Source organism: Pseudomonas sp. 2995-1 (assembly GCF_002742505.1).
In the GTDB taxonomy this organism is placed as follows: Bacteria; Pseudomonadota; Gammaproteobacteria; order Pseudomonadales; family Pseudomonadaceae; genus Aquipseudomonas; species Aquipseudomonas sivasensis.
The window spans coordinates 278,427-304,548 of the sequence record NZ_LJSA01000432.1 but is presented as its reverse complement, the minus strand read 5'-3'; the positions used below and the strand labels follow the sequence as shown (position 1 = coordinate 304,548).

The 26,122-nt window shown below is 59.3% G+C and carries 26 protein-coding genes and 1 pseudogene; 13 read left to right on the top strand and 14 right to left on the bottom strand.

What is annotated here, in order from left to right:
* Window positions 1-39: 39 nt before the first annotated feature.
* The 3 genes from AOA61_RS23300 to AOA61_RS23290 are packed head-to-tail and all read right to left on the bottom strand — an operon-like array spanning window position 40 to window position 2,704.
* Window positions 40-1,014 carry a biotin-dependent carboxyltransferase family protein gene (locus AOA61_RS23300; RefSeq protein WP_095185720.1) on the bottom strand — a complete coding sequence of 325 codons (975 nt, stop codon included), beginning with the start codon at window positions 1,012-1,014 and terminating at the stop codon, window positions 40-42.
* Window positions 1,011-1,889 carry an allophanate hydrolase subunit 1 gene (locus tag AOA61_RS23295; RefSeq protein ID WP_099602797.1) on the bottom strand — a complete coding sequence of 293 codons (879 nt, stop codon included), beginning with the start codon at window positions 1,887-1,889 and terminating at the stop codon, window positions 1,011-1,013. Before AOA61_RS23295 ends, AOA61_RS23300 begins: the two co-directional genes overlap by 4 nt.
* A gap of 59 nt (window positions 1,890-1,948) precedes the next feature.
* Entirely contained in the window at window positions 1,949-2,704 is a 756-nt protein-coding gene (locus AOA61_RS23290) for a 5-oxoprolinase subunit PxpA (protein WP_095185721.1), read from the bottom strand.
* Between the two features lie 105 nt (window positions 2,705-2,809).
* On the opposite strand from AOA61_RS23290, the gene AOA61_RS23285 reads away from it, so the two are divergent.
* Window positions 2,810-3,727 carry a LysR family transcriptional regulator gene (locus AOA61_RS23285; RefSeq protein ID WP_032891044.1) on the top strand — a complete coding sequence of 306 codons (918 nt, stop codon included), beginning with the start codon at window positions 2,810-2,812 and terminating at the stop codon, window positions 3,725-3,727.
* Here the strand turns inward: AOA61_RS23285 and AOA61_RS23280 are convergent.
* Window positions 3,724-4,620: a LysR family transcriptional regulator gene (locus tag AOA61_RS23280; protein WP_032891043.1), complete on the bottom strand. Its 897-nt coding sequence runs from the start codon at window positions 4,618-4,620 to the stop codon at window positions 3,724-3,726. The two genes, AOA61_RS23285 and AOA61_RS23280, sit on opposite strands and share 4 nt — an antisense overlap.
* 108 nt (window positions 4,621-4,728) lie before the next feature.
* Between AOA61_RS23280 and AOA61_RS23275 the strand changes: the two are divergent.
* Window positions 4,729-5,487, top strand: a pseudogene (locus AOA61_RS23275) (SDR family NAD(P)-dependent oxidoreductase).
* On the opposite strand, the gene AOA61_RS23270 reads toward AOA61_RS23275, so the two are convergent.
* The gene (locus AOA61_RS23270) at window positions 5,386-5,898 is read right to left on the bottom strand and encodes a multidrug/biocide efflux PACE transporter (RefSeq protein WP_099602796.1); all 513 of its coding nucleotides are present in this window, start codon (window positions 5,896-5,898) and stop codon (window positions 5,386-5,388) included. The pseudogene AOA61_RS23275 and the gene AOA61_RS23270 sit on opposite strands and share 102 nt — an antisense overlap.
* 88 nt (window positions 5,899-5,986) lie before the next feature.
* Here AOA61_RS23270 and AOA61_RS23265 point away from each other — a divergent pair, with 88 nt between their 5' ends.
* From AOA61_RS23265 to AOA61_RS23255, 3 genes are all read left to right on the top strand, one after another.
* Window positions 5,987-6,844: a LysR family transcriptional regulator gene (locus tag AOA61_RS23265; protein ID WP_099602795.1), complete on the top strand. Its 858-nt coding sequence runs from the start codon at window positions 5,987-5,989 to the stop codon at window positions 6,842-6,844.
* Between the two features lie 124 nt (window positions 6,845-6,968).
* Window positions 6,969-7,481: an N-acetyltransferase gene (locus AOA61_RS23260; protein WP_099602794.1), complete on the top strand. Its 513-nt coding sequence runs from the start codon at window positions 6,969-6,971 to the stop codon at window positions 7,479-7,481.
* A 168-nt stretch (window positions 7,482-7,649) separates the two neighbouring features.
* Window positions 7,650-8,849: a hypothetical protein gene (locus AOA61_RS23255; protein WP_143521240.1), complete on the top strand. Its 1,200-nt coding sequence runs from the start codon at window positions 7,650-7,652 to the stop codon at window positions 8,847-8,849.
* Between the two features lie 41 nt (window positions 8,850-8,890).
* On the opposite strand, the gene AOA61_RS23250 is transcribed toward AOA61_RS23255, so the two are convergent.
* Window positions 8,891-9,373 (bottom strand): GyrI-like domain-containing protein, encoded by a 483-nt coding sequence (locus tag AOA61_RS23250; protein ID WP_099602792.1) that lies wholly within the window; start codon window positions 9,371-9,373, stop codon window positions 8,891-8,893.
* Between the two features lie 195 nt (window positions 9,374-9,568).
* On the opposite strand from AOA61_RS23250, the gene alaC reads away from it, so the two are divergent.
* Window positions 9,569-10,780, top strand: coding sequence for an alanine transaminase (gene alaC / locus AOA61_RS23245; RefSeq protein WP_032891031.1), 1,212 nt, complete (start codon window positions 9,569-9,571; stop codon window positions 10,778-10,780).
* Between the two features lie 158 nt (window positions 10,781-10,938).
* On the opposite strand, the gene AOA61_RS23240 is transcribed toward alaC, so the two are convergent.
* Both AOA61_RS23240 and AOA61_RS23235 read right to left on the bottom strand, forming a co-directional pair.
* Window positions 10,939-12,291, bottom strand: a complete 1,353-nt coding sequence (locus AOA61_RS23240) for a GntP family permease (protein WP_032891030.1) — start codon at window positions 12,289-12,291, stop codon at window positions 10,939-10,941.
* Between the two features lie 84 nt (window positions 12,292-12,375).
* Entirely contained in the window at window positions 12,376-12,909 is a 534-nt protein-coding gene (locus AOA61_RS23235) for a gluconokinase (RefSeq protein WP_032891028.1), read from the bottom strand.
* 212 nt (window positions 12,910-13,121) lie between these two features.
* On the opposite strand from AOA61_RS23235, the gene AOA61_RS23230 reads away from it, so the two are divergent.
* The 4 genes from AOA61_RS23230 to AOA61_RS23215 all read left to right on the top strand — a co-directional run bounded on the left by AOA61_RS23230 (window position 13,122) and on the right by AOA61_RS23215 (window position 16,304).
* Entirely contained in the window at window positions 13,122-14,153 is a 1,032-nt protein-coding gene (locus AOA61_RS23230) for a LacI family DNA-binding transcriptional regulator (RefSeq protein WP_164440467.1), read from the top strand.
* Between the two features lie 121 nt (window positions 14,154-14,274).
* Window positions 14,275-14,907 carry a glutathione S-transferase family protein gene (locus tag AOA61_RS23225; RefSeq protein WP_032891026.1) on the top strand — a complete coding sequence of 211 codons (633 nt, stop codon included), beginning with the start codon at window positions 14,275-14,277 and terminating at the stop codon, window positions 14,905-14,907.
* Between the two features lie 10 nt (window positions 14,908-14,917).
* Window positions 14,918-15,655 carry an NAD(P)-dependent oxidoreductase gene (locus tag AOA61_RS23220; RefSeq protein WP_095185728.1) on the top strand — a complete coding sequence of 246 codons (738 nt, stop codon included), beginning with the start codon at window positions 14,918-14,920 and terminating at the stop codon, window positions 15,653-15,655.
* Between the two features lie 142 nt (window positions 15,656-15,797).
* The gene (locus AOA61_RS23215; protein ID WP_095185729.1) at window positions 15,798-16,304 is read left to right on the top strand and encodes a hypothetical protein; all 507 of its coding nucleotides are present in this window, start codon (window positions 15,798-15,800) and stop codon (window positions 16,302-16,304) included.
* An 81-nt stretch (window positions 16,305-16,385) separates the two neighbouring features.
* Here the strand turns inward: AOA61_RS23215 and AOA61_RS23210 are convergent, their stop codons facing one another.
* The gene (locus AOA61_RS23210) at window positions 16,386-17,705 is read right to left on the bottom strand and encodes a PAS domain-containing methyl-accepting chemotaxis protein (RefSeq protein WP_032891023.1); all 1,320 of its coding nucleotides are present in this window, start codon (window positions 17,703-17,705) and stop codon (window positions 16,386-16,388) included.
* 501 nt (window positions 17,706-18,206) lie between these two features.
* Between AOA61_RS23210 and AOA61_RS23205 the strand changes: the two genes are divergently transcribed.
* Together AOA61_RS23205 and AOA61_RS23200 are read left to right on the top strand one after the other, a co-directional pair.
* Entirely contained in the window at window positions 18,207-18,644 is a 438-nt protein-coding gene (locus AOA61_RS23205) for a GNAT family N-acetyltransferase (protein WP_099602791.1), read from the top strand.
* Between the two features lie 59 nt (window positions 18,645-18,703).
* A complete protein-coding gene (locus AOA61_RS23200) occupies window positions 18,704-19,522 on the top strand; it encodes a class I SAM-dependent methyltransferase (RefSeq protein ID WP_099602790.1) in 819 nt (272 codons plus the stop codon).
* 69 nt (window positions 19,523-19,591) lie between these two features.
* On the opposite strand, the gene def is transcribed toward AOA61_RS23200, so the two are convergent.
* From def to AOA61_RS23185, 3 genes are all read right to left on the bottom strand, one after another.
* On the bottom strand, window positions 19,592-20,131 hold the full coding sequence (def, locus tag AOA61_RS23195; protein WP_032891019.1) for a peptide deformylase: 540 nt from the start codon (window positions 20,129-20,131) through the stop codon (window positions 19,592-19,594).
* Window positions 20,128-21,084, bottom strand: coding sequence for a YihY/virulence factor BrkB family protein (locus AOA61_RS23190; protein WP_032891018.1), 957 nt, complete (start codon window positions 21,082-21,084; stop codon window positions 20,128-20,130). Before AOA61_RS23190 ends, def begins: the two co-directional genes overlap by 4 nt.
* 181 nt (window positions 21,085-21,265) lie before the next feature.
* On the bottom strand, window positions 21,266-21,451 hold the full coding sequence (locus AOA61_RS23185) for a CsbD family protein (RefSeq protein ID WP_032891017.1): 186 nt from the start codon (window positions 21,449-21,451) through the stop codon (window positions 21,266-21,268).
* A 199-nt stretch (window positions 21,452-21,650) separates the two neighbouring features.
* Between AOA61_RS23185 and AOA61_RS23180 the strand changes: the two genes are divergently transcribed.
* Complete coding sequence (locus tag AOA61_RS23180) at window positions 21,651-22,028, top strand: hypothetical protein (RefSeq protein WP_032891015.1); 378 nt, start codon at window positions 21,651-21,653, stop codon at window positions 22,026-22,028.
* A 192-nt stretch (window positions 22,029-22,220) separates the two neighbouring features.
* On the opposite strand, the gene fadD1 is transcribed toward AOA61_RS23180, so the two are convergent.
* Together fadD1 and fadD2 are read right to left on the bottom strand one after the other, a co-directional pair.
* Window positions 22,221-23,912 (bottom strand): long-chain-fatty-acid--CoA ligase FadD1, encoded by a 1,692-nt coding sequence (gene fadD1 / locus AOA61_RS23175; RefSeq protein ID WP_032891014.1) that lies wholly within the window; start codon window positions 23,910-23,912, stop codon window positions 22,221-22,223.
* A gap of 388 nt (window positions 23,913-24,300) precedes the next feature.
* On the bottom strand, window positions 24,301-25,989 hold the full coding sequence (gene fadD2, locus AOA61_RS23170) for a long-chain-fatty-acid--CoA ligase FadD2 (RefSeq protein ID WP_099602789.1): 1,689 nt from the start codon (window positions 25,987-25,989) through the stop codon (window positions 24,301-24,303).
* Window positions 25,990-26,122: the final 133 nt, after the last annotated feature.

Below are 26,122 nucleotides of genomic sequence, written 5' to 3'. Positions count from 1 at the left end.
AGGGGGTTTGCTCCCTACCACAGTTGGATGTGTGTTGTGTCAGTTGTTGAAGAGTCCCGTCATGGCCTTGAGCCGCTTCTTGTACACCCGCCGCGCCTCAAGGGCCTCCTCCAGCGTCACCGCCACAAAACCCGCGCGCTGGTTGGGCTGCATCTGCCCGATCAAATCCAGATCGGCACTGATCACCGTGCCGATCATCGCGTAGCCTCCGCCCGACACCGCATCTCGATGCAACACAATCGGCTCCAGCCCCGCCGGTACCTGGATCGAACCGATGGGGTAGCAACTGTCGACAATATTCGACGGATCCGAGCCCGCCCCAAACGGCTGTTCCCGTGGTTCAAAGCTCAACGCGCTACCGCCCTTGAAGCGATAGCCGATACGGTCCGCTTCGGAACCCACGGTCCACGGTTCGGCGAAAAAACTGCTTTTGGCGGCACCGGTCAGGCGCTCGTAATACAGGCCAGGCACCACACGCAGGGTGATATCGCCCCCTACCGACCGGCGCAAGGCCATCGGCAAACTGTTGCCCGCCCGGCCCTGCCCGCAGAGCTCACCGATGGGCAATTCATCACCCTCCTGCAAGCGCCGACCTTTAAACCCACCAAGCGCGCCCAGGGTGTAAGTGGAGCGACTGCCGAGCACCACGGGCACATCAATGCCGCCGGCCACCGCCAGGTAAGTCCGTGCGCCGGCCTTGGGAAATTCGAAACGCAGCACCTGCCCGGCACGCACCTGGAACGCGGTGTCCTGATGCACCACTTCACCGTCAAGGCGCGGCGACATGAGCGCGCCGCTGAGTGCCACTAACGCATCCTGTTGGAATTCCAATTCAGGCCCGATCAAGGTGCATTCCAGGCCCGCCGCACCGACCGGATTGCCCACCAGATGGTTGGCCGCGCTCAGCGCGTATTGGTCCAGCGCCCCCGACGGCGGAATGCCCAAGTGGTAATAACCTTCGCGGCCAAGGTCCTGCACAGAGGTGGCGAGGCCGGGTTTGAGGACTTTGATCATGCCAGCGCCTCCTGCAGGGTTTTCGGATAGCCCACCGGGTCGGCCAGAAAGGCGTCGAGGGAAAATTCCACCGGGCGGATGCGCAGGTCGAAACGGCCTGCGTCCACCTCGGCGACGGCCAGGTCGTAGGCATCACGTTCTATGGGTTTGAACTGCACGATGTCACCGGGGCGAAAGAACACCATGTGCTCCTTGAGGTAGGCCAACTGCTGCGCCGGATCGTAGATCGGTGCCGGGGTCACGCCGAACATTTGGTAACCGCCAGCGCCGCGCACCGAGTAGATACACCCAAAGCAGCCACCATGGCCGAGGGTGAGTTTGGGCGTGTCGGTGCGCGGGCGCAGGTATTTGGGCACCTGCAACTGCCGCTCGCGCTCGACCATCTGGAACATGAACGGCAGACCCGCGACAAACCCGACAATCGACACAAACCACGGCGCGCCGCTGTGAGCGGCGATAAACGCGTCCACATCCGCCAGACCATTGATGCGCGCGGCGTACTCCAGGTCGGTGCCGCTGGGGTCTTGATGGCGATCGCGAAAACGCATCAGGGTTTCATGGGTCCAGGGGTCGTTGTACAGCACCGGGATTTCGATGATGCGCGTGCGCAAGGTGCGTTCGGCCACGGCCTGGGCTTCGGCGCTTTGCACGGCGTCGAGCAACACATGGGGCGCGATGCGGTCGGGGTCGAAGCGGATCTGGAACGAGGCATTGGCCAGGCACACATCCAGCACGCCTTCCAGCGCCAGGCGCTCCACCGCTCGAGTCACCGCCATGCCCTTGAAAAAGGCCTCCAACGACATGCTGTCGCTGACCTCGGCAAACAGGTGTTCGTCACCGCCGAAGCTGTAGCGGATGGGGGTCGTTTCAGCCATGTCGCTTCCTCTTGGAATGGTTATGGAAAGGCAGGCAAAAAAGTAAGGGATCGATCTTATTAGGGTGTTTTGACCGTGATACCCGCCTGGTCCAAGGCCTCGCGGGTGGCTTCCACCAGTTCCAGGGCGCCGGGAGTGTCGCTGTGCAGGCAGATGGAATCGAATTCGATAAACAGATCTTCGCCTTCTACGGTGCGCACCAACCCCGTCTGACAAGCCCGCAGGACACGTGCCGCCACCGTTGCAGGATCAAGCGCGCGAACAGTGCGAGTAAACACGATGGAGCCCGTCAGATCGTACTCACGATCGGCATAGAATTCCCGGACCACCGGTTGCCCCAACTCCTTGGCCACCCGCCAGATCACCGAGTTGGGCATGCAGTACAGCAACAGCGTCGGTTCGATGAGTTGCAGGTTTTGCACCAGCAGCCGGGCCGCTTCTTCGTCACGGGCCAGGTGCATGTAGAGCGCGCCGTGAGGCTTGATATGTTGCAGCGTCACGCCTTGGGCGCGGGCGATTTCCCGCAGGGCACCGAGTTGGTAGAGCATATCGTCCACCAGCTCCTGAGCCGGTGCGTTGATATGCCGACGGCCAAAGCCGACCAGATCACGAAAGCCGGGATGGGCGCCGATGGCCACGCCCAGTTGCTTGGCGCGTTCGACGGTGCGGCGCATGGTGCCGGGGTCGCCGGCGTGGAAGCCGGTGGCGATATTGGCCGAGCTGATGTAGGCCATCAGCTCCGCGTCGACGCCATCACCGATGGTCCAGGGGCCGAAACCTTCGCCCATGTCCGAATTGAAATCCACTGCCTGCATCGGGGTCGCTCCGCCAGAAATGATGTTGGAAAAGTAGGCTGCGCCTTGACCCCTTGGGAAGATCTATTATCAGATGCCCTATCTTCTGAAAAACAGATATCGCTCATGTCGCTGACCTTGCGCCAAATCCGCTACTTCGTCGCCACCGCTGAGATCGGCCAGATTTCCCAGGCAGCGATCCACCTGAACATCTCGCAGTCGGCGGTGACCACGGCGATCAAGGAGTTGGAGGCGATGCTCGGCGTGCAACTGTTTGTGCGCTCGGCCCAAGGCATGAACTTGACCGATGCCGGGCGGCACTTTCTCAACCGCGCCTATGTGATTGTGCGCAGCGTGGACGATGCGCTGAACAGTCCATTGCCCGACTACCGCGCCAGCGGCGTGCTGCGGGTAGCGGCCAGTTACACCGTACTTGGTTACTTCCTGCCCCATCACTTGCAGCGCATGGAGCATTGGCATCCGGACGTGACCATCGAGGTCTTCGAGCAGGAGCGCCAGGCGATCGAACAAGGTCTGCTCGACGGCCAGTTCGACATGGCCGTGGTGCTCACCGCCAACCTGACTCACCCGGCGATCGTTTCCGAGATTCTGTTCAACTCGGAACGTCGCCTGTGGCTGCCCAGCCATCACCCATTGTGCGAGCGCGGCGCCGTGAGCCTGGCGGATGTCGCGCAGGAGCCCTACATCCTGCTGACCGTCGATGAAGCCGAACACAGCGCCATGCGCTATTGGGAACAGGCCGGGCAAACGCCTAAGGTGCGACTGCGCACCAGTTCGGTGGAGGCAGTACGCAGCATGGTCGCCAATGGCAGCGGCGTGGCGATTCTGTCGGACTTGGTGCACCGCCCGTGGTCACTGGAAGGCAAGCGCATCGAAACCCTGACCGTCACCGACCCGGTCACGCCCATGAGCGTCGGACTGGCCTGGCACCGCGAGCGGGCATTTACCCCGGCGATGCAGGCGTTCCGGGATTACTTTCACGACGCGTTCCTGGCGCCGCAGCAACTGTCGGCGCGCCGTTAAAGATGGGCTTGCAGGGTGGCCGCCAGCCAGTCCATGAACACGCGCACCCGCAACGGCAAATGCCGCTGGCCCGCGTAGAGCAAGGACACATCCAGCGGCGGCGCCGGGTAGTCCGGGAGCAGGGCAACCAACTCGCCACTGGCGAGCAAGTCACGAATACCCAAGGCCGGCACCTGAGTAATGCCAAAACCGCCCAGGCACGCAACGCGATACGCATCCGTGCTGTTGACCGTCACTCGCCCGGCCATGGGGATGCGCTGCACCTTGTTGCCTTGCTGATACTCGAAACCGGCCGAGCGTGAACCCAACGGCCGCACGTAATGCACCAATTGATGCTGCGCCAGATCGGCCAAGGTCGCGGGCACGCCGTAACGTTGCACGTAACCCGCGCTCGCGCAGTTGATCATCGGCATGCGGCACAGCACGCGTGCGACCACGCTGTGGTCCGGCTGGGCGCCGACGCGCAGTACGCAGTCGAAGCCTTCGGCGAGCAGGTCGACCTGGCGGTCGGTGCAACTGATCTCCAACTCGATCAACGGGTGCGCGTCCATGAACTGCGACAAGCGCGGCAGGATCAGTTCCCGCGCCATCACGTTGGGCATGTCGACGCGGATGCGCCCGCTCAGTTGCGCTTCGTCCTGGCGAAACAGCCCTTCGAGTTCCTCCATATGCGCAAGCAGGTCCTTGCTGCGCTCGTACAACACGCGCCCGTCCTGGGTCGCCTGCACTTTGCGTGTGGTGCGCTGCAACAGACGCGCGCCGAGCAGTTCTTCCAGCGCCTGCACATGCTCGGACACCGTGGAACGCGGCAGCCCCAGACTCTCGCCCGCCTGGGTAAAACTCGACAGTTCGGTGACCCGCACGAAGGTGCGCAGCAACTCAAGTTTGTTCATAGGATTGTTCGCCTTATCCGGCCAGTGATTCCGGTGTAGCCCTGTTTATCACGTTAGCAGCGGACAAATACACTCAGTCCCACGTTCACATCTGAAGAGGACTGCACCATGACCCGCAAAATCGCATTGATCACCGGCGCCAGCCGTGGTTTGGGTAAAAACGCTGCGTTGCACCTGGCGGCGCAAGGCGTAGACATCATCGGCACCTATCACAGCAAGGCCGACGAGGCGCAGGCATTGGTGGCCGAGATCGAACAATTGGGTGGCCGCGCTGCCATGCTGCAATTGGATGTGAGCCAAAGCGCAACATTCGAAGGTTTTGTCGGCGACGTGGCCGGCGTGCTTAAGGATGTTTTCGCACAGGATCACATCGACTTTCTGATCAACAACGCCGGGATCGGCATTCACGCCAGTTTTGCCGAGACCACCGAAGCCCAGTTCGACCAACTGGTGGCGATCCAATTCAAGGGTCCGTTTTTCCTGACGCAGAAGCTGTTGCCGTTGATCCGCGACGGCGGCCGCATCCTCAACGTCTCCAGCGGCCTGGCGCGTTTCAGCCTGCCGGGCTATGCCGCCTACGCGGCGATGAAAGGCGCCATGGAAGTGCTGACCCGCTACTAGGCCAAAGAGCTGGGTGGGCGCGGGATCAGCGTCAACATCCTGGCCCCTGGCGCGATCGAAACTGACTTCGGCGGCGGCGCTGTACGCGACAACGCCAACCTCAATGCCATGGTCGCGAGCAACACCGCCCTGGGCCGCGCCGGCTTACCGGACGATATCGGTGGAGCGATTGCCAGCCTGCTGGCCGACGGCAGCCACTGGATCACCGGCCAGCGCATCGAGGCGTCGGGCGGCATGTTTCTGTAGGAGCTTGTCGCGCAGTACGTCATAGCCCCAGTGATACACATAGGTGTACGGCAGGAAGAACAGCAATACACCTATGTCGAGGATAAATGCCTGCATCAGGCTGATATTCAGCCACGCCGCAATCAGCGGTACGCACACCAAAACCAAGCCACCTTCAAACATGAGCGCGTGCAACACACGGGTCCAGCCATTGTTGGCCAGTTGCAGGCGTGCCTTGAGTCGGTCGAACAGGCCGTTAAAGATCACGTTCCAGGTCAGCGCCATCAGGCTGATCGCCAGGGTGACCATGCCCATTTCCAGGGCCGGCTTGTCCATGATCCACGCCAACAAAGGGGTGCAGATCAACAACGCCAGGGCTTCGAAACCAACAGCCTGGCAAACGCGTTCAGTGATGGATTTGGTAGGGTTCATGACCCGTCTCCGAGAGTGACGACGGTTGCCATCATTACCCTTTGAATCGATACTTCATAACCAATAACCATCGATCAAGGCGATAGTCATGGCCTCTAATGAAGTGCTGCAGGCGTTTGTGCAGGCGGCCACCCAAGGCTCGTTTTCGGCGGCGGCGCGCAAACTGGGCAAGAGCCAGTCCACCGTCAGCGCGGCGGTAGCCAGCCTGGAGATTGATTTGGATGTGGTGCTGTTTGATCGCAGCAGCCGCAAGCCGACGCTCACGCCCGCCGGCCTGGTGTTGCTGCAACGCGCCGAGCAAGTCCTGGAAGCCAGCAGTCGCCTGTCGCTGGCCGCGAGTCAGTTGGCCATGGGATTGGAGCCGAAAGTCACGATTGCCATGTCCGATACCTATCAATCTGAGCGCTTCGAACTCGCGCTCAAGGCCTTCGAGCAGCGTTACCCGGACCTTGAACTGGAATGGCTGATCGCCGAGTGCGAAGACTTGATCGCGCTGGTGCAGAGCGGTCGTGCGCAGATCGCGTTTGTCGAAGCCCAGGCGCATTACCCACCCGACCTCAGCCGCGCGCCCGTGGCTGAACGCACGGAAATCGCGCTGTTCGTCGCGCCCGAGCATCCGTTGGCCACGCTGCCGAACGTCGACGCGCAGTGCTTGCAGCAACACCGCGAACTTCGGCTGGCGAGCATCATCAACCCGAATGAAACCCGCCCCAGCGGCCGCGTTTGGTCGGCGCCGAGTTTTCTGATGCTGATGGAAATGGCCCAGCTCGGTTTCGGTTGGGCCGAGCTGCCGCGTTGGCTGGTGGAACGCTTTGGCAACACTGGGCTGGTGGAACTCCCAGTGCGCGGTTGGCCGCGACTGGTAGCGGTGGATGCGCTGTGGTCGCGGCAGTATCCACCGGGACCGGCGGGCAGCTGGATGCTGGCGCAGATGCTGGATGAGTGATCAGGCTCAGAGTATGTGGTGAATTGGCGCGCCTCGCTCTGGGCCCGCCTGCTTATCACTAAGCACTGTGTCGCCCTCAAACCCGCTAGACTGCGCGCTTCCTTGCAGCCGTTCGGACGTTCCGATGCAAACCCGCCTTGTCGCCTACGAGGCGCTCACTGCTGTGCAACGACAGCAAGCCAGCGCCATCGAAGTTCATCCCGAACAACTGCCGTTTTGCGGCGATATGTATTGCGCGCTCAATTCGCTGCTGGCCAAACCGAGCCCAGGCGTCAAAGGGTTCGCCCTGCTGGCCGATGACATTCCGGTGGCCTTCCTCTTGCTCAAACGCCCGCCTTGCCTGCCCCATTGGGCCGATGCACACAGCGCCACGCTGCATGCGTTCCAGGTGGATCGGCGCCAGCAAGGGCGAGGGTTCGGCAAGGCGTGTTTGCAGGCATTGCCAGCGGCAGCGCGCCAGGAATGGCCACAAATCGAGGCACTGGAACTGTCGGTGGACAGCGCCAATGTGGCGGCGATGGGGTTATATCTGCAAGCGGGCTGGTTGGATATCGGCGAGGCGTACAAGGCGCGGGTGGGGTATGAACGCAGGTTGAGTCTGATGTTGGGTGGAGCGTCTTTGACACACCTTACCTAGCGAAAGTGATACGGCAGTCGGCGCAGGCTTTAGCCCCCGTTGCCTACTGTCAGATCTCACAGCTATACGCACGCACCTCGATGCCTTTTACTGTAACGCCAAGGTTGTCGCTCACGGAATATGACGAGCAGGAGTGGAAACGTTTTACGTCCAGTGCGGAGACATTCCATGAAGACTTCATCGAGCAGTACTGCAGTAAACACCGCAGGAAGCGCGGATCTTTCGTTTGGTAACGCAACCCCCAAGAACGGCACTGTGATCTACAGAAATACGGTGGGGATTTCCCGCGCCCTCAGTAATGGCTCGACCCTTACAGCGGGCCTGTTTACTTACCAGAACAATCACTTCATCGGTCTCACCAAACACACACCGACCGGAGAGGAGGATATCAACTTCGGGTTCTGGCTCACGCCGGCTGAAGACCGCGACGTCCTTGTCGACATGCTGATTCAGCCGGATAACAAACCCCTGCTGCTAGCGGCAAATACTGACGGTGAAGCGGCGTTTGTCACACGATTCCGGGTCGATAACGGCGACGTAGATAAGTCGTTTGGCACTAACGGTCAAGTTGTGCTGAATCAAGCGATCAATCTCGGTGAAACCAGCAAGGCCGGTCTTGCGGTGCAGGGTGATGGCAACATCATCGTTGTATTCAATGACGGCACCAAAAGTTTCGTTTACCAGCTCGACGAAAGTGGCCGATTTATCAACTTCGGAAACAACGGGCCACTTGAAGTCCATGGTGTTCTCCTGAGTGCGGTCTTGACGACAGCGCAGGGTTTTGTACTGGCGGGTACCAGCAATGGCAAAGCCCACCTCAGCGGGTATACGAACAAAGGGGAACTGAACACAGGATTTGGCAACAACGGACTTGTCCATTTGCCGCTTTCGGGCAATCACCACCAACAGGTTACTGTGCTGGCGAGCGGCCCAGAGGGGCGCATTGCCGTTGTCGGCGGCATTGCGGTGGTCGGCGACAGCCACAAACTCCCACATCAAATGAACTTCGTTGCCAGCCTGCTTGCCAACGGTCAACTGGACATGTCGTTCAACGCAGGACAGCCGTTGGAAACCGAAACCAACCATGGCAACTATGCCAGTGTAACGGTCCAGAACGATGGGAAGATTGTCGCGTTGGCGCGTAATGACAGCGGAAATCTGGTCAAGCTGCTCAGACACACCGTGACCGGCCAATTGGACGCCGACTTTGGCGATCAAGGCGTCGCAATAGCCTGGAACGACACGCAATCAAGGCCGCAGCCTTCCTGTATCGACAAACTCGAGCGCGTTTTGGAGGAAGAGCGCCTGCAAAGCAGTGGCACGCTCGGCGGCAACGCGTCCTTCATCGGGCGGCTGCTCAGCCGTTGACACACGCGACTGAGCTGCCCCGGCAGCTCAGTCATGCGCCATCAGGTATTGGCTACGACAGGCAACCAGATCTCCACCGTCCCCGTACCTTTCCTCACGTCAAAATCAGCGCTATAGCGTTCAAAATCCGGCCCTGCCACTTTGTAGCCCGAATGTGGCAACCACTCGAACATGATGCGCTCGTACGTCTGTTCCAATGCCTGCACCGGTCCGTAATGCGGGAACACCGCATAGTTGAGCGGTGGAATTTCAATGGCTTCGAAGTTGCTCGGGACGTCGCTTTTGCTCGGGACTTCCACCCCCGCCATGTAATCGAATTCGCCGTGATTGGGGTTATGGCAAACGCCATAGGTCACACCGCCGATGCGCTTCTTGATGTCCTTGATACAGCTGTCGAACAACTCCCACAACTTGGGAATATCGCCCACCGTCGCCTTGGAATAACGCCCTTGTACCCCAGCAATCACCAAGGCCTTGCCTGCTTCCATGCGTGGCTCTAACGGTTGTTTTGTCTGCTGATCCATACGAACAGTCTCCTTCTTATGAGGGAACAAACCCGCATCGAGTATAGGGGCATATCCGTGCCGTACTCCATGCAGAAAATTTTCCTACGCATATGGACAACTGGCCATCATCGACCGTATTGTCTGCTCCGCAGGCCACCGCAGTGGCCGACGTCGCTCGGACGGTTCCGGGCGCTTACGTACTTCGAGGCAACAATGGCCGACCAAGGTTCGCCGCGCCGCTTTGCGCGCATAGATCGACTCCCCCCTTACGTTTTCAATATCACTGCCGAGCTGAAGATGGCTGCGCGTCGGCGCGGCGAAGACATCATCGACTTGAGCATGGGTAACCCCGACGGCGCCACGCCTCCCCATATCGTGGAGAAAATGGTCACCGTCGCCCAGCGTGAAGACACCCACGGCTACTCCACCTCCAAAGGCATTCCGCGTCTGCGCCGGGCGATTTCGCGCTGGTACAAAGACCGCTACGAGGTGGACATCGACCCCGAGACGGAAGCCATCGTCACCATCGGTTCCAAGGAAGGCCTGGCGCATTTAATGCTGGCCACCCTGGACCAGGGCGACACGGTGCTGGTGCCCAACCCGAGCTACCCGATTCATATCTACGGTGCCGTGATTGCCGGCGCCCAGGTGCGTTCGGTGCCGCTGATTCCGGGCGTGGACTTCTTCGCCGAGCTGGAACGGGCGATTCGTGGGTCGATCCCGAAGCCGAAGATGATGATCCTCGGCTTCCCGTCCAACCCGACTGCGCAGTGCGTGGAGCTGGATTTCTTCGAACGGGTGATCGCCCTGGCCAAGCAGTACGACGTGCTGGTGGTGCATGACCTGGCCTACGCCGACATCGTCTACGACGGCTGGAAAGCCCCATCGATCATGCAAGTGCCGGGGGCCAAGGACATTGCGGTGGAGTTTTTCACCCTGTCCAAGAGCTACAACATGGCTGGCTGGCGCATCGGTTTCATGGTGGGCAACCCGGAACTGGTCAACGCCCTGGCACGGATCAAGAGTTACCACGATTACGGTACCTTCACCCCGCTGCAAGTCGCCGCGATTGCTGCGTTGGAAGGCGATCAGCAGTGCGTGAAGGACATCGCCGAGCAGTACCGCCAGCGCCGCAATGTGCTGGTCAAGGGCCTGCATGAGTTGGGCTGGATGGTGGAGAATCCCAAGGCGTCGATGTACGTCTGGGCGAAGATCCCGGAGGCGTATGCCGCCATGGGTTCGCTGGAGTTTGCCAAGAAGCTGCTGCTGGAAGCCAAGGTCTGCGTGTCGCCGGGGATTGGATTTGGCGAGTATGGGGATGATCATGTGCGCTTTGCGCTGATCGAAAACCAGGACCGGATTCGCCAGGCGGTGCGCGGGATTCGCGGGATGTTCCGGGCGGATGGGCTGGTCGCTAAAGCCTGACCCGATCCACCTGAACAAATGTGGTCAACATGTGGGAGGGGGCTTGCCCCCGATAGCAGAGGTTCAATCACTGCATCTGGTGACTGACCCACCGCCATCGGGGGCAAGCCCCCTCCCACATTTGCATTGGGTTTTCACCCTTGCTGCTGGTGTGTCTGTTAGACCACCAACGACAGCAGCATGATGAAGATCAACGCCACCACAGACAGAATGGTTTCCATCGCCGTCCAGGTCTTGAAGGTCTCGGCCACGGTCATGTTGAAGTACTGCTTCACCAGCCAGAACCCCGCATCGTTGACGTGAGACAGGATCAACGAACCCGCCCCCGTCGCCAGCACCAACAGCTCACGGTTAACCCCAGGGATCATCCCCACCACCGGCACTACGATGCCCGCGCCGGTAATGGTCGCCACGGTTGCCGAACCGGTCGCAATACGAATCACCGCCGCCACCAGCCAGGCCAGCAGGATCGGGTTGATCTGCGCATTCACCGCCATATGGCCAATCACGTCACCCACGCCGCTGGTCACCAGCATCTGCTTGAAGCCACCACCGGCACCGATGATCAGGATGATCGCGGCCGTCGGCGCAAGGCTGGCGTCGAGCAGCTTGAGGATTTGCTTGGAGTGAATGCCCTGGCGACTGCCAAAGGTGTACAGGGACAGCAGGAGCGCCAGCAGCAAGGCGGTGATCGGGTGACCGATCATGTCCATCCAGTTGCGCACCACGTTGCCTTCGGCAAAGGCGATGTCGGCGAAGGTTTTGAGCAACATCAGAAACACCGGCAGCAGCACGGTGACCAATGTGATGCCGAAGCTTGGCAGCGACTTGTTATCGGTCTCGCGGGCCAGTTGATCCACCAGTTCCTGGGAGGGATTACCGGGGATGTACTTGGCGATGAACGTACCGAAGATCGGGCCGGCGATGATGGCGGTCGGCAGTGCGACGATCAGGCCGTACAGGATGGTCTTGCCGATGTCCGCGCCAAACACGCCGATAGCCAGCAGCGGGCCCGGGTGCGGTGGCACCAGGCCGTGCACTGCCGAGAGGCCTGCGAGCAGCGGGATACCGATCTTGATCAGCGACACACCGGTGCGGCGCGCGACGATAAACACCAGCGGGATCAGCAGCACAAAGCCGATCTCGAAGAACAGCGGGATGCCCACCAGGAACGCGGCGAACATCATGGCCCACTGGACCTTCTCTTTGCCGAAGGCGCGGATCAGGGTCTGGGCGATCTGATCGGCACCGCCGGATTCGGCCATCATCTTGCCGAGCATGGTGCCCAGCGCGAGGATGATGCCGACAAAGCCGAGCACCCCGCCGAAACCGTCTTGGAAGGCTTTGATGATCTTGTCCACGGGCATGCCCGAGGTCAGGCCGAGGAAGCCGGCCGCGATGATCAGTGCAATGAACGGGTGGACCTTGAACTTGGTGATCAGAACGATCAACCCGATGATAGTGACGACTGCGTCTAGCAGCAGGTACGACTCGTGGGACATGCCAAACATGGGGGGTCTCTCCTGTTTGTTGTTGTTATTAAAGCGGGTGTTGAATTTCTTGCCGGGGATAGCGCTATCTTTTCCGGCAAAAAATTAATGAGTTCGTTCAAAGCCGTGTTGCAGCCACCAAGCGTTGGTCTGCTCGGCCAACGCCTCGACACTGTCTTCACTGGCGTTGAGGGCCAGGGTCAGTGGCTCGCCTTTGGGCGATTCAAGGGTGGCGAACTGGCTGTCGATCAGGCTTGCCGGCATGAAATGGCCGGGGCGATGGGACACGCGGTCCGAGGCGACTTCACGGGTCAGTTCCAGGAATACGAAACCCAGACCTGGCGCGGCTTCGCGCAGGTGGTCACGGTATTTCTTCTTGAGAGCCGAACAGGTGAGCACCGGATGTTCACCCGCTTTAAGCGAGCGGCGCAGTTCATCGCACAGGATGTCGAGCCAGCCGGCGCGGTCGTCGTCGTTGAGGGGGTGGCCGGCGCTCATCTTTTCGATATTCGCGGCAGGGTGAAAGCTGTCGCCTTCAATGGCGGTAGCGCCGTTCAGCCGGCACAAGGCCTCGCTGACACTGGTCTTGCCACAGCCGGCAACACCCATGATGACCAGGGCGGTAACAGGTTGACTCATGAAACACCTCAAGACGCAGATAGCGCTACCTTCGCACGCTGTAAGGCACGTGCAAAAACAGGCTTTTCCCGCGCCGTCTTGTCATTTTTATGGAGTGACGCGTGCATCCGCTCCAATCATTTGAACCGGATCAGGCAACCCAAAGTTCAATAATTTGCAGCCATTTGGAGACAGCGCTACCTTAGTGCCTCGATTTTTGTTTGGCAAGCCGCCTGATGACCTCTAAGAACGATAAAAATACGCGCACCACGGGTCGCCCGACCCTCAACGAAGTTGCCCGCCTGGCTGGCGTCAGTCCGATCACCGCTTCACGCGCCCTGCGCGGCATCAGCACTGTGGCCATCGAACTGGTAGAAAAAGTCCAACAGGCAGCTGCCGAGCTCAACTACGTGGTCAACCCCGCCGCCCGCGCCCTGGCCTCGGCTCAGAGCCATTCGGTGGTGGTGTTGGTACCGTCGTTGTCCAACCTGCTATTTATCGAAACCCTCGAAGCCATCCATCAGGTGCTACGGCCTAAAGGCTTTGAAGTGCTGATCGGCAACTCTCACTACTCCCGCGATGAAGAAGAAAACCTGCTGCGCAACTACATGTCCTATCAGCCACGGGGCTTGCTGCTGACGGGCTTCGATCGCACCGAAAGCGCCCGACGAATGGTCGAGGCCAGCAATGTGCCTTGCGTTTACATGATGGACCTGGACCCTAACGCTGGCGTGAATTGCGTGGGCTTCTCGCAATTGGCCGCCGGTGAAACAGCCGCGGCGCATTTACTGTCCCGTGGCCGCAAGCGCCTGGCCTATATCGGCGCGCAATTGGACCAACGTACCTTGCTGCGTGGCGAGGGTTTCCGCCGCGCCCTGCAACAGGCCGGAATGTACGACCCGGCGCTGGAGCTGCTGACACCGCGTCCTTCTTCCGTGGGCCTGGGCGGTGAGTTGTTCCTACAGTTGCTGGCCGCCCATCCGGACGTGGATGCGATCTTCTTCGGCAACGACGACCTGGCCCAAGGCGCGCTGCTGGAAGCCCTGCGCCATGGCATAAAGGTGCCAGAGCGCGTGGCGGTGCTGGGTTTCAACGACTTGCCCGCGTCGTCCTTTATGGTGCCGCGCCTGAGCAGCATCAGCACGCCACGCGAAGCCATTGGCCGCCGTGCGGCGGAGCATCTGCTCACGATCATGGCGGGCAACAAGGTCGCCAAGCCGGTAGTGGACATGGGCTTTGAGTTGCAGGTGCGGGAAAGCACCTGACCCTCAAGCCGAACGTGATCCATCGAGGGAGCTAGCCTGCCGGTTCCCTCAATTTGACCGCGCTCGCTTAACCTCCCCGGCCCCTGCTAGATTGTCCCTTCTCCACTGCCAGGGAAGCACCATGGGACACTCACTGAAAATCTTGGGCCGCACCTCTTCCATCAACGTACGCAAAGTCCTGTGGACATGCCACGAACTGGGCATCGAATACGTACGCGAAGATTGGGGCATCGGCTACACCCCCACCCAATCCCCCGAATTCCTGGCCCTGAACCCTAACGCGCAAATACCTGTGCTCATCGACGACCACGGCGTGCTGTGGGAATCCAACACCATCTGCCGCTACCTGGTCAGCCTCTACCAACGCCACGACCTCTTGCCCGCCGAACCCGCGCCACGGGCCAGGGTGGAGCAGTGGATGGACTGGCAAGCCACCGAGCTCAACCCTTCCTGGGGTTACGCGTTCCAAGCGCTGGTGCGTCAGAGTCCTGAGCATCAGGACCCGCAACGAATCGCAGCCGGCGTACAGGGCTGGAATGACAAGATGGGCCTGCTGGAACAACAGCTGACCAAAACCAACGCTTACGTCACCGGCGACGAATTCACCCTCGCCGACGTCCTTATCGGCCTTTCGGTGCACCGCTGGCGCATGACGCCCATGGAACATCCGCCCTACCCCGCCATCGCAGCGTATTACGAACGCCTCAGCCAGCATCCGGGCTTCCAGACCTTCGCCCTCGACGGCCACAACTAAGGACATGCACGTGAAAGGACTCAACATACTGCTCACCGGCGCCTGCGGCAGAATCGGCAAGACGTTTTTCGAAGCCTCGAAAGACCGCTACCGCTTCACGCTTACAGACCGCGTCACGCCGGATTTTGAACTGGGCGACCATCGCTTCGTACACGCCGACTTGAGCGATAAATCCGCGCTCGTCGCGCTGCTCGATGGCATCGACGTGATCGTGCACCTGTCGGGCATCCCCCATGCCAGCGCCTCGTTCGACGAACTGCTGCCAAACAACATCCTCGCCACCACCTACCTGTTCGAAGCTGCCGTGGCCGCCGGGGTAAAGCGTCTGGTTTTCGCCAGCAGCGCCCAGACCATCGAAGGCTACCCGGTGGATCGGCAGATCACGCCTGGCATGCCAGTGCTGCCCGCCAATCTGTATGGCGTGAGCAAATGCTATGGCGAGGCGCTGTGCGGCTACTACGCGGCGAAAACGCCACTGTCGACCATCGCACTGCGCATTGGCGCCTTTGAATTCCCCGAAAGCCACGATCTGAACAACGCCCGCGACCTCAGCGCTTGGCTCAGCCCACGGGATGCGGTGCAATTGCTGCAACGTTCGGTTGAAACTAAAGACGTAAAGCACTTGATCGCCCACGGCATTTCCAATAACCGTTTCAAGCGTCTGGACTTGAGCGAAACCACGCGTGTGCTGGGCTATCAACCGGTGGATGATGCGTTTCAGACATTCGAGATTCCCATCACCTACTGAGTTGCAGGCGGCAATGGCTGGCCGTCGATGGGCCAGCACTTGCCGCAACAGCCGAGCCGCCCCCAGCAAAACCTGGGCTTTTGCGCCCGGCACGCTATTTGCTCCAGCTGTAGCACCGTACATTTCCTCCAGGTGCCCGATCATGCTGGTTAACAACAACACCCAAGCCGTATCGACCGTCCAACAGCTCAAACGCCCCGATATGGATCCAGCCAACGCTGCCGCCAGTGCGCTGTACAGCGGCGCCGTTCAAGCCGCGCAGCAAAGTGTGACCGTACCGGTCGCGCAGAAGGATCTGGACAAAGCCACCGACCGTATCGACGAAGCCTTCGCCAAGACCCGCGTGCAGTTGCAAGCCTCCACCACGGCAACCACCTCCTCGACCGAGACGCCTGCCACCACATCCACCTCTGGCGCGCGCTCGGAATTCACGGAGTACATGAGCAAAACTCCGGCCGAACGCATTCGTGAGCAGTTGCTCAAGGAGCAGGGTTTGACTGAGGCGGATGTACAGAACATGTCCCTGGAAAAACAGGACGCGATTTCCAAGCAAGTGGCCGACCGGTTGAAGCAGCAACAAGAGCAGCAAGTAGCGGCGAAAGCCACTGATCCTGCGCACTCGGTGAAAGAAACCCTGGCGGCAATCTAAGCCACACTTCGGATCAACCTGTGGGAGTGCTTGCGCCCTCCCACAGGGATTGGCTTTCCAAATTGGAAATGGATAGGTCGGCTATTGCAGTTGAAGGGTCGAATTGAATTGCCCGATCGCATCCACCACATGCCGTGACCCTTCCTGAATCTCCAGGATCACCTGCCCCGCCTCGTTCGCCAGTTCCACCCCCAACCCCGTACGGCTCAAGCTCGACTGCATGCTCGACACTGCGCTCAACGACAGATCGTGATTCTTGCGCACCACCTCCACAATCTCCACCGTGGCGTGGCTGGTACGTGCGGCGAGGCTGCGCACTTCGTCGGCCACCACTGCAAACCCGCGCCCGTGCTCACCGGCTCGTGCCGCTTCAATCGCGGCGTTGAGCGCCAGCATATTGGTTTGCTCGGCAATGCTGCGGATGGTCTGCACAATGGCGCCAATGATGTCCGACTGCTTGCTCACCGCGTCGATGCTCTGTGCCGCCTGGTTCAAATTGTGAGAAATCTCTTCGATGATCTGCACGGTTTGCTGCACCACCTCCGATCCTTTGCGCGCGCAGGCGTCGTTTTGTACCGAGGTGGCGTGAGCCGAATCGGCGGCGGTGCGCAGGGTGGTCACTTGGTCGGTGATGTCGCTGGCGAATTTCACCACTTTGTACAGGCGCCCGTTGGTGTCGAAAATCGGGTTGTAGGACGCTTCCAAAAACAGGGTTTTGCCGTATTTGTTTTTGCGCTCGAAGCGGTGCGAGTGGTATTCGCCGCGATTGAGGGACGCCCAGAACGCTTTGTACGCCGGCGACTCCACTTCGCTGCGATGGCAAAACAGGCTGTGGTGCTGGCCGACGATTTCATCCAGTGAGTACTGCACGGTCTTCAGAAAGTTGTTATTGGCCTTGAGAATCTGGCCTTGAGGGGTGAACTCGATCATCGCCATGGAGCGGCTGATGGCGTCGATCAGGCTCTGGTTTTCATGTTCATGGTGGACCCGCGCGGAAATATCGGACGCGACTTTGATCACACTCTGTACGTGGTTGTCGCTGTCCAGCACGGGCATATAGCTGGCTTCGAGCCACACCTCTTGGCCGTGCCTGTTCAAGCGTACGAACGTGCCGCTGAGGGCCTCACCCCGCGCCAGGTCGCGCCAGAGCTTGGCGTAGGCGTCGGTATGGGTGTAGGCCTCGTCACAAAAGATCCGATGATGCTGGCCGCGAATTTCCTCGGCGCTGTAGCCCATGGTTTTGCAGAAGTTGTCGTTGGCATCAAGTATCACCCCATCGCGATCAAATTCGATCATGGCCATGGAACGGCTGATAGCGGCGAGTTTGGCGTTGGATTCGGTGAGTGCACAGGAGAAACGCTGGATTTCAAGCAGGTCAGACTTGTGATGGAGGTTGAACATGTCGGACACCCTTAAGTAACCCGCGCCTGGCTAGGCGCATTCCATTCATCAGTTGGATAGTGCTGGCAGACCTTTATGGGATAACCATCCGAAACGCTTTACACGCCGAGCGTCATCAACGGTTCTGGGTGAGCATAGACAGGGCTTGGCGCTATGCAAGGCCACCAGTCAGCCATTAGTTATGGCAAGGCGGGGCAGGAAGGGAGGTTGAGCGCGGGGCAAGGAACGGCCAACAGAGAGGGTTGCGTTGGCCGCTTAAAATCCTTCAGTTGAAGGGTGATCAGTGACCGAACAGGCCGCTCTCGGATTTCTTGGTTTTTTTGTCGGCGCGTTTTTCATCGGCGGTCTTTGCCGGTTTCTTCTTCGCTGCTTTCTTTGAATCCATACCTTTGGCCATGATGCGTGCTCCACTGAAAGGGGATGTAACACTGGGTATAACACCGATCACCCGCCAGAAGGGGTTTATAATCCGCGCCCCTTTATAAAGCCTGTCTGAACACCATGACTGAGTTGTCCATTGATCTGCTGGCAGAGCCTCTGTGGCCGCTGCTGAACAAGTTCTACCGCAGCCACGACTCGTCTATGAAGGCCCTTAAAGGCGGGCGTTTATGGGTGGCGCGCGATGGTGAAATTGTCGCCGGGCTGTGCCTGTCGCCGGTGGTAGGCGGGCAATGGCTGACCGGAGTGTTTGTGGCTCCGGCGTATCGCCGCCAAGGGTTGGCGGCGCGCTTGATTCTTCAGGCAATAGCTGATGTGCAAGGCACGGTATGGCTGCTGTGCCATCCAGACCTAGAAAGCCTGTATCAGCGCATGGGATTCACCCAGGATACGATCCTGCCCCAATCCCTCAGCGAACGGCTGGTGCGTTACAAGCGCAACAAACCGATGATCGCCATGGGCTTAGAACCGTTGGTGAGGTCGACCTCAGATAATGTGTGATCGGCCGGTAAAGCGCCCATGCTAGCCTCGGCAGCACCGTGGCCTTTACCAGGATGATCATGAAACCGACGCTTGCAGCCCTCGCCCTCACCGCCCTCCTCGCCCCGGCCTTGAGCCAGGCAGCCGACGCTCCCATCAGTGCCCAGCAATACGCCAGCGTGCTCGCCGGCAGTTGGCGCGACCCGGCAAACAGCGCCCGCGATGGGTATCGGCATCCACAGCAGACCTTGGAATTCTTTGGCCTGGGCGCCAAACAGAGCGTGATCGAAATCACCCCCGGCGGCGGCTGGTACAGCGAGGTGCTGGCGCCATTGCTCAAGGACCAAGGGCACTACATCGCTGCGGTGCAGGCCGCGAGCAGCAGCGCTTACGCGCGTACGTCCGAAGAAAACCTCAAGAAAAAATTTGCCGCCGACCCTACGCTTTATGCCAAGGCCGAGGTGATCGAGTTCGACCCCAAGGCACCGGTATTCGGCAAACCGGCCTCGGTCGATACGGTGCTGACATTCCGCAATGTGCACAACTGGGTGCTGGCTGATACCGACAGGGCCACTTTCAACGCGTTCTACAAGGTGCTTAAACCCGGTGGCGTGCTAGGTGTGGTGGATCACCGCGCCAAAGACGGAGCGTCGCTGGAAGACATCAAGCACAGCGGCTATCTGACCACAGCGTATGTGGTGAAACTGGCCACCGACGCGGGCTTCAAACTGGAGGGGCAAAGCGAGGTGAATGCCAACCCGAAAGACACCAAAGACTACCCGGAGGGCGTGTGGACATTGCCGCCGGCATTGAAGCTGGGAGAGCAGGACAAGGCCAAGTATGTGGCGATTGGCGAATCGGATCGGATGACGTTGAAGTTCGTGAAGCCGACCCGATAACCCGATGTGAAGCGCGATTCAAATATGGGAGGCGCTTGGCCTCCCACATTTTTTCAGTGTGTCTGGGGATTACTCGTCAGCCGTTGGGTCCATGTCGGGGAACATCACTTCGATAAACCCGAACTTGCTGAAGTCGGTGATCCGCGACGGATACAACCGGCCAATCAGGTGATCGCACTCGTGCTGCACCACCCGCGCATGAAAGCCGTCGGCAGTGCGGACGATCGGCTCACCCTTGGGGTCGAAACCTTCGTAGCGGATCTGCTGGTAACGGTCCACTGCGCCGCGCAGACCGGGTACCGACAGGCAACCTTCGTAGCCTTCTTCCAGCACTGGGCTGAGCGGCGTGATCAACGGGTTGATGAGAATAGTCTGCGGCACCGGCGGCGCGTCCGGGTAGCGCTCGCTGGCTTCAAATCCAAAGATCACCAGTTGCAGGTCGACGCCAATCTGCGGCGCCGCCAGACCTACACCGCCGACGTGCTCCATGGTCTGGAACATGTCGTCGATCAATTGCCACAGCTCGGGGCTGTCGAACATCTCCGGCGGAACCGGTGGCGCGATACGCAGCAGGCGCTCATCGCCCATTTTCAGGATTTCACGAATCATTGATCAGGCTCAACGGGGGTGGGCTTGGAGTGGTCACGGCCTAGGCCTGAGACGTGCTGTTTTTCATCGGTGTGGCCGGGTTCATCGAACTCTTTTTCACCGGGATCTTTACCCTCGGCCGACATGTGTTCGATCACGGCATTCATCTCCGCGCCGAGCAGCAGCACGGCAGCGGAAATATAGAAGTACAAAAGCAGGACGATGATCGCACCGATACTGCCATACATGGCGTTGTAGTCGGCGAAGGTTTTGACGTAGTAGCCAAACCCCAGGGAGGCCACGATCCACACCACCACTGCGAGCACCGAGCCTGGGGTGATAAAGCGAAATTTCTGCTCGACGTCAGGCATCACGTAGTACATCAAGGCCACGGCAAACATCAGCAAAATCACGATCAGCGGCCAACGCAGGATGGTCCACAAGGTGACCACGAACTCCTGCATGCCGATCTGCCCCGCCACCCATTCCATCACTTGGGGGCCGAGCACCATCAACGCCGCAGCGGCCAACAGCATGCCGGCGATACCAATGGTGTAGAAAATCGACAGCGGAAAACGCTTCCAAATCGGCCGGCCTTCCACCACGTCGTAGGCTGCGTTCATGGCGCTCATCATCAACCGTACACCAGCCGACGCGGTCCACAGCGCAATCACGATACCCACCGACAGCAGGCCACCCTTGGACTGCTGCAACTGGTCGATCACCGGGTTGACCTGCTCCAAAGCCTGAGGCGGCAACACCAGTTCCGACTGCAGGCGCAGCCAGGTAAAGAAGTCAGGCAGGTGCAGGAAACCGATCAGGGCAATCAAGAACAGCAGGAAGGGAAACAGCGAGAACAGCATCTGGTAGGCCAGTGCAGACGCGTAGGTGGACATCTCGTCGTCGACGAATTCCTTGACGGTGCGTACCAGCACCTTGTGCAGCTTGAGACCATCGAGAACCGGAAAGATCATAGCGTCTCCTTTCGCCGCAAAGAGGGTGAGATCGTGGGCGACTCAGGGGCCGTTTTCTACATCAAAGTAGCCCATATGGCGACTTTGAAACAATTTCGAAAGTTTAGTTGCAATAAGGAATACAAAAACGGCCATCCGTGGATGGCCGCCGGGCTGTACGAATACAGCCAGTGATACAGACTTACTTGGTCGCTTTTTTGACCGCATCTTTGGTATCGCCGACTGCTTTCTGCACTTCGCCTTTCTTTTCCTGAATCACACCTTCAGCTTGAAGCTTGTCGTTGCCGGTCACTTTGCCGACGCCTTGCTTGATGTTGCCGATCGCTTCGTTTGCCAAGCCTTTTGCCTTGTCCGATGTGCTGCTCATGGTATTTCTCCGAAAGAACAATCAAGGGTTTTGGTGATTACACAAAGATTGACCAGAGGCCGTTCGGCAGAGTTTCAATTATTTTCAGCGGGCATTTCGTCCAAAACGGCAGGTTTGGCTTTATGTTTGGCGGCCAACCCACGAGAATGCGCGGCACATTCAGGCTATAACGCTGAATAACAGATCCCGTAGGAAGGTTATGAAACTCAATAAAGCACAGGCCATCGCCCGTAGAAACCAGGAACTGGGCGGTGCCGTACTCGGCGTCAACAACTGCCATTTCACCGACCTGGACCGCAAGCGCAATATCTGGTGGTTCGACCTGCCGCTGGGCCGTATTGCGGTGGGCCATTACGAGTGGATTCACTTGTTGATGCACAACGCCGAGACGGACCAGTTGCTGCACCTGAAGGTGCCAACGGCGTTCCTGCGCGAGCATATCGAAGGTCTGGTAGTGCGCAACTCGGGCAAGCGCAAGCCCGAGATTACGTTGGAATTGAGCGCGGACAAGGATTCGTTCCTTAAAGACGTACGCCCAGCCGGCGCTAACGTGAGCTTCGCGCATTTCGCCCTGTAAGCGCCGGATTTAAAGGTGGAAGGCGCGGTGCGACGATTTGACTTGCTCCCGATAGCAGAGTGTCAGTCACTGAATCTGGTGACTGATCCCTCCCTATCGGAGGCAAGTCGAATCGTCGCACCGCCCATCCCACATTGGATTGCATTCCAATCCAGTCATTAAAAAACCCGCATCGGCGGGTTTTTTATCGGCTTACTTTTTCAGGCCCAGCTTCTTCAACTCTTCATCACGCAATTCACGACGCAGGATCTTACCCACGTTGGTGGTCGGCAATGCATCGCGGAACTCGACAGCCTTGGGCACCTTGTAGGCGGTGACGTTGGCGCGCATATGCTCCATCACCTGATCCTTGGTGAGGGTGGCGCCCGGCTTGACCACGATGAAAAGCTTGATGATCTCCCCCGATTTCTCGTCCGGCACGCCGATGGCCGCGCATTGCAGCACACCCGGCAGCCCTGCCAGTACGTCTTCCAGCTCATTGGGGTACACGTTGAAACCTGAGACCAGGATCATGTCTTTCTTGCGGTCGACAATACGCATGTAGCCGTCCGGCTGGATGATCGCGATGTCGCCGGTCTTCAGCCAGCCTTCGCTGTCGAGCATCTCGTCGGTGGCGTCCTGGCGCTGCCAATAGCCCTTCATCACCTGCGGGCCCTTGACGCACAGCTCGCCAGTTTCGCCCAGCGCCAGCTCGGTGCCGTCATCGGCAATGACTTTGCACACTGTGGACGGCACCGGAATGCCGATGGTGCCGATCTGGATGTGCTGGATCGGGTTCACAGTGGCTACCGGGCTGGTTTCGGTCATGCCGTAACCTTCGCAGATGCCACACCCGGTCACGGCCTTCCAACGCTCGGCGGCCGCCAGTTGCAGGGCCATGCCGCCCGACAGGGTGACCTTGAGTGCAGAGAAGTCCAGCTTGCGGAAGCCTTCGTTATTGCACAGCGCCACGAACAAGGTGTTGAGACCGACAAAGCCGCTGAACTTCCACTTCGACAGTTCCTTGACCATTGCCGGCAAGTCACGCGGATTGCTGATCAGGATGTTGTGGTTGCCGATCAGCATCATCGCCATGCAATGAAAGGTGAACGCATAGATGTGGTACAGCGGCAGCGGCGTGATCAGGATCTCGCAGCCTTCATTGAGGTTGGAGCCCATCAGCGCCTTGCACTGCAACATATTGGCAACGAGGTTGCGATGGGTGAGCATCGCGCCCTTCGCTACGCCGGTGGTGCCGCCGGTGTATTGCAAAACGGCCACGTCACTGCTCGCCGGGTTGACGTCGTTGACTGGTTGGCCGTTGCCCTTGGCGAGTACGTCGTTGAACTTGATCGCCTGTGGCAAGTGGTAGGCCGGGACCATTTTCTTAACGTACTTGATGACGCTGTTGATCAGCAGGCGCTTGAGCGGCGGCAACAGGTCGGCGACTTCGGTGACGATCACATGCTTGACGGCGGTCTTGGGCACGACCTTTTCCGCCAAGTGGGCCATGTTGGCCAGGCAGACCAGGGCCTTGGCACCGGAGTCGTTGAATTGGTGTTCCATTTCCCGCGCGGTGTACAGCGGGTTGGTGTTGACCACGATCAGGCCGGCACGGATGGCGCCGAATACCGCGACCGGGTATTGCAGGACGTTGGGCAGTTGCACGGCGATGCGATCGCCGGGTTTCAAGTCGGTATGTTGTTGCAGATACGCGGCGAAGGCGCCGGACAATTCGTACAGTTCACCGTAGGTGATTGTCTTGCCCAGGTTGCTGAAAGCCGGTTTGTTAGCGAAGCGCTGGCAGGACTGTTTCAGTACCGCCTGAATATTTGGATACTCGTCTGGATTGATTTCTGCAGCAATCCCGGCGGGGTACTTATCCTTCCAAAAGTCTTCGTTCATGGAAGCCCACTCCTCAGCGACGCGAATTCATCATCGCATTTGATGCGATTATTATTGGTGTATGTTTTTTTAGGTGAATCTGGCGCTTTCAAGCAGGCCTAGACGTCACAAAGCGCGCCGAGAGTAGCAGCTTTGCCAAGGGCCGACTAGAGCCAAAAGCGGGCCTTACAGTCATAAACTCGACTGTAGGACAATATTTAGTCACAATTATTTTGGCGCTCGAATTACCCACTGAAAGGCTCTGGAATGGGGCCTTCAGAACAATCAAAACCAAATGAGGGAGGGGGCTTGCTCCCGATTGCCGTGGTTCAGTCAATACATTCAGTGACTGATACACCGCTATCGGGAGCAAGCCCCCTCCCTCATTTGATTGCATTTCAATTCATGGTCAGGCGATGTCGCGTAGCTCCCTGCGCAGAATCTTGCCCACTGGCGTCATCGGCAACGAGTCTCGTAACACAATCTGCTTGGGCACCTTGTACCCCGTGAAGTTGGCCTTGCAGTAGGTCTTCAACTCCTCAAGGCTCACGCCTTCGGCACGCGCCACCACAAACAACTTAACCGCCTCCCCCGTGCGCTCGTCCGGCACGCCGATCACCGCGCAGTTGGCCACGGCCGGGTGGGCCATCACCACGTCTTCGATCTCGTTGGGGTACACGTTGAAACCCGAGACGATGATCAGGTCTTTCTTGCGATCGACAATGCGTACAAAGCCATCCTCATCGATCACCGCGATGTCGCCGGTCTTGAGCCAACCCTCAGCGTCCAGGCTCTCGGCCGTGGCGGCCGGTTGCTGCCAGTAGCCCTTCATCACCTGCGGGCCCTTGATGCACAGCTCGCCGCGTTCGCCCAGAGGCAACTCCACGCCTTCGTCATCAATCACCTTCATCGCGGTAGCCGGCACGGGAATGCCCACGGTACCGAGGCGCGATTTGTTGCCATAGGGGTTGGTGCACGCCACCGGTGAGGTTTCTGTCAGGCCGTAGCCCTCGCCAATCGTGCAGCCGGTGACTTGCTGCCAGCGTTCGGCCGTGGCCTTGATCAGTGCCGTGCCACCGGAGTTGGTGAGTTTGAGGTGGGAGAAATCCAGGGTCTTGAATTCCGGATGGTCCATCAACGCCACAAACAGCGTGTTAAGCCCCAGCAGCCCGGTAAAGCGCCACTTTTTCAGCTCCTTGATAAACCCGCCGATGTCCCGCGGGTTGGTGATCAGTACGTTGTGGTTACCCGTGACCATCATGCACATGCAGTTCGCGGTGAAGGCATAGATGTGGTAAAGCGGCAGCGGCGCGATCATCACCTCCTGCCCTTCCTTGATCAAAGGATGGCCGTCGTCGCTAACCTGAGACATGCACGCACGCGCCTGCTGCATGTTTGCCACCAGGTTGCCATGGGTGAGCATCGCGCCCTTGGCCAGGCCGGTCGTGCCGCCGGTGTATTGCAGCACGGCGATGTCATCCAGGGTCACGGGGTGACGGGTCACCGCCAGGCCCGAGCCCATGCGCAGGGCACGCTTGAATGACACCGCGCGCGGCAGGCTATAGGCCGGGACCATCTTCTTGACCTTGTCGACCACGGTGTTGACCAGCCAGCCTTTGGCGGCGGGCAGGAAGTCGCCCATCTTGGCTTCGATCAGGTAGTCGATCTCGGTGTCGTTGCACACTTCCTGTACCCGCGAACCAAACAGGTTCAGGTAGACCAGCGCACGCACGCCGGCGTCCTTGAACTGGTGGCGCATCTCGCGCGGGGTGTACAGCGGGTTGGTGTTGACCACGATCAGCCCCGCGCGCAAGGCGCCGAACACGGCAATCGGATAATGCAGCACGTTGGGCATCTGCACTGCGATGCGCTCGCCGGGCTTGAGGTCGGTGTGCTGTTGCAGGTAACCGGCGAACGCCGCACTCTGGCGCTCAAGCTCGGCGTAGGTCAGGGTGATGCCCATGTTGCTGAATGCCGGACGGTCGGCAAAGGCCTTGCACGAGCGCTCGAAGACTTCGATCACCGACTTGTAGGCCGTGAGGTCGATATCGTTGGGAACGCCCGCCGCGCGTTTGTCATTCCAGAAATCAGGTTGCATTATTCTTGTCCCCTTACCTGAGTATGTCCGGCCGCTTATAACAAGCGGAGCTTTGGGGACGTTAGCAGCTATGACCAAACAGGCAAATACGCTAAATCGTGTCATTGATTGTATGAATCTTGCCGCTGATGCG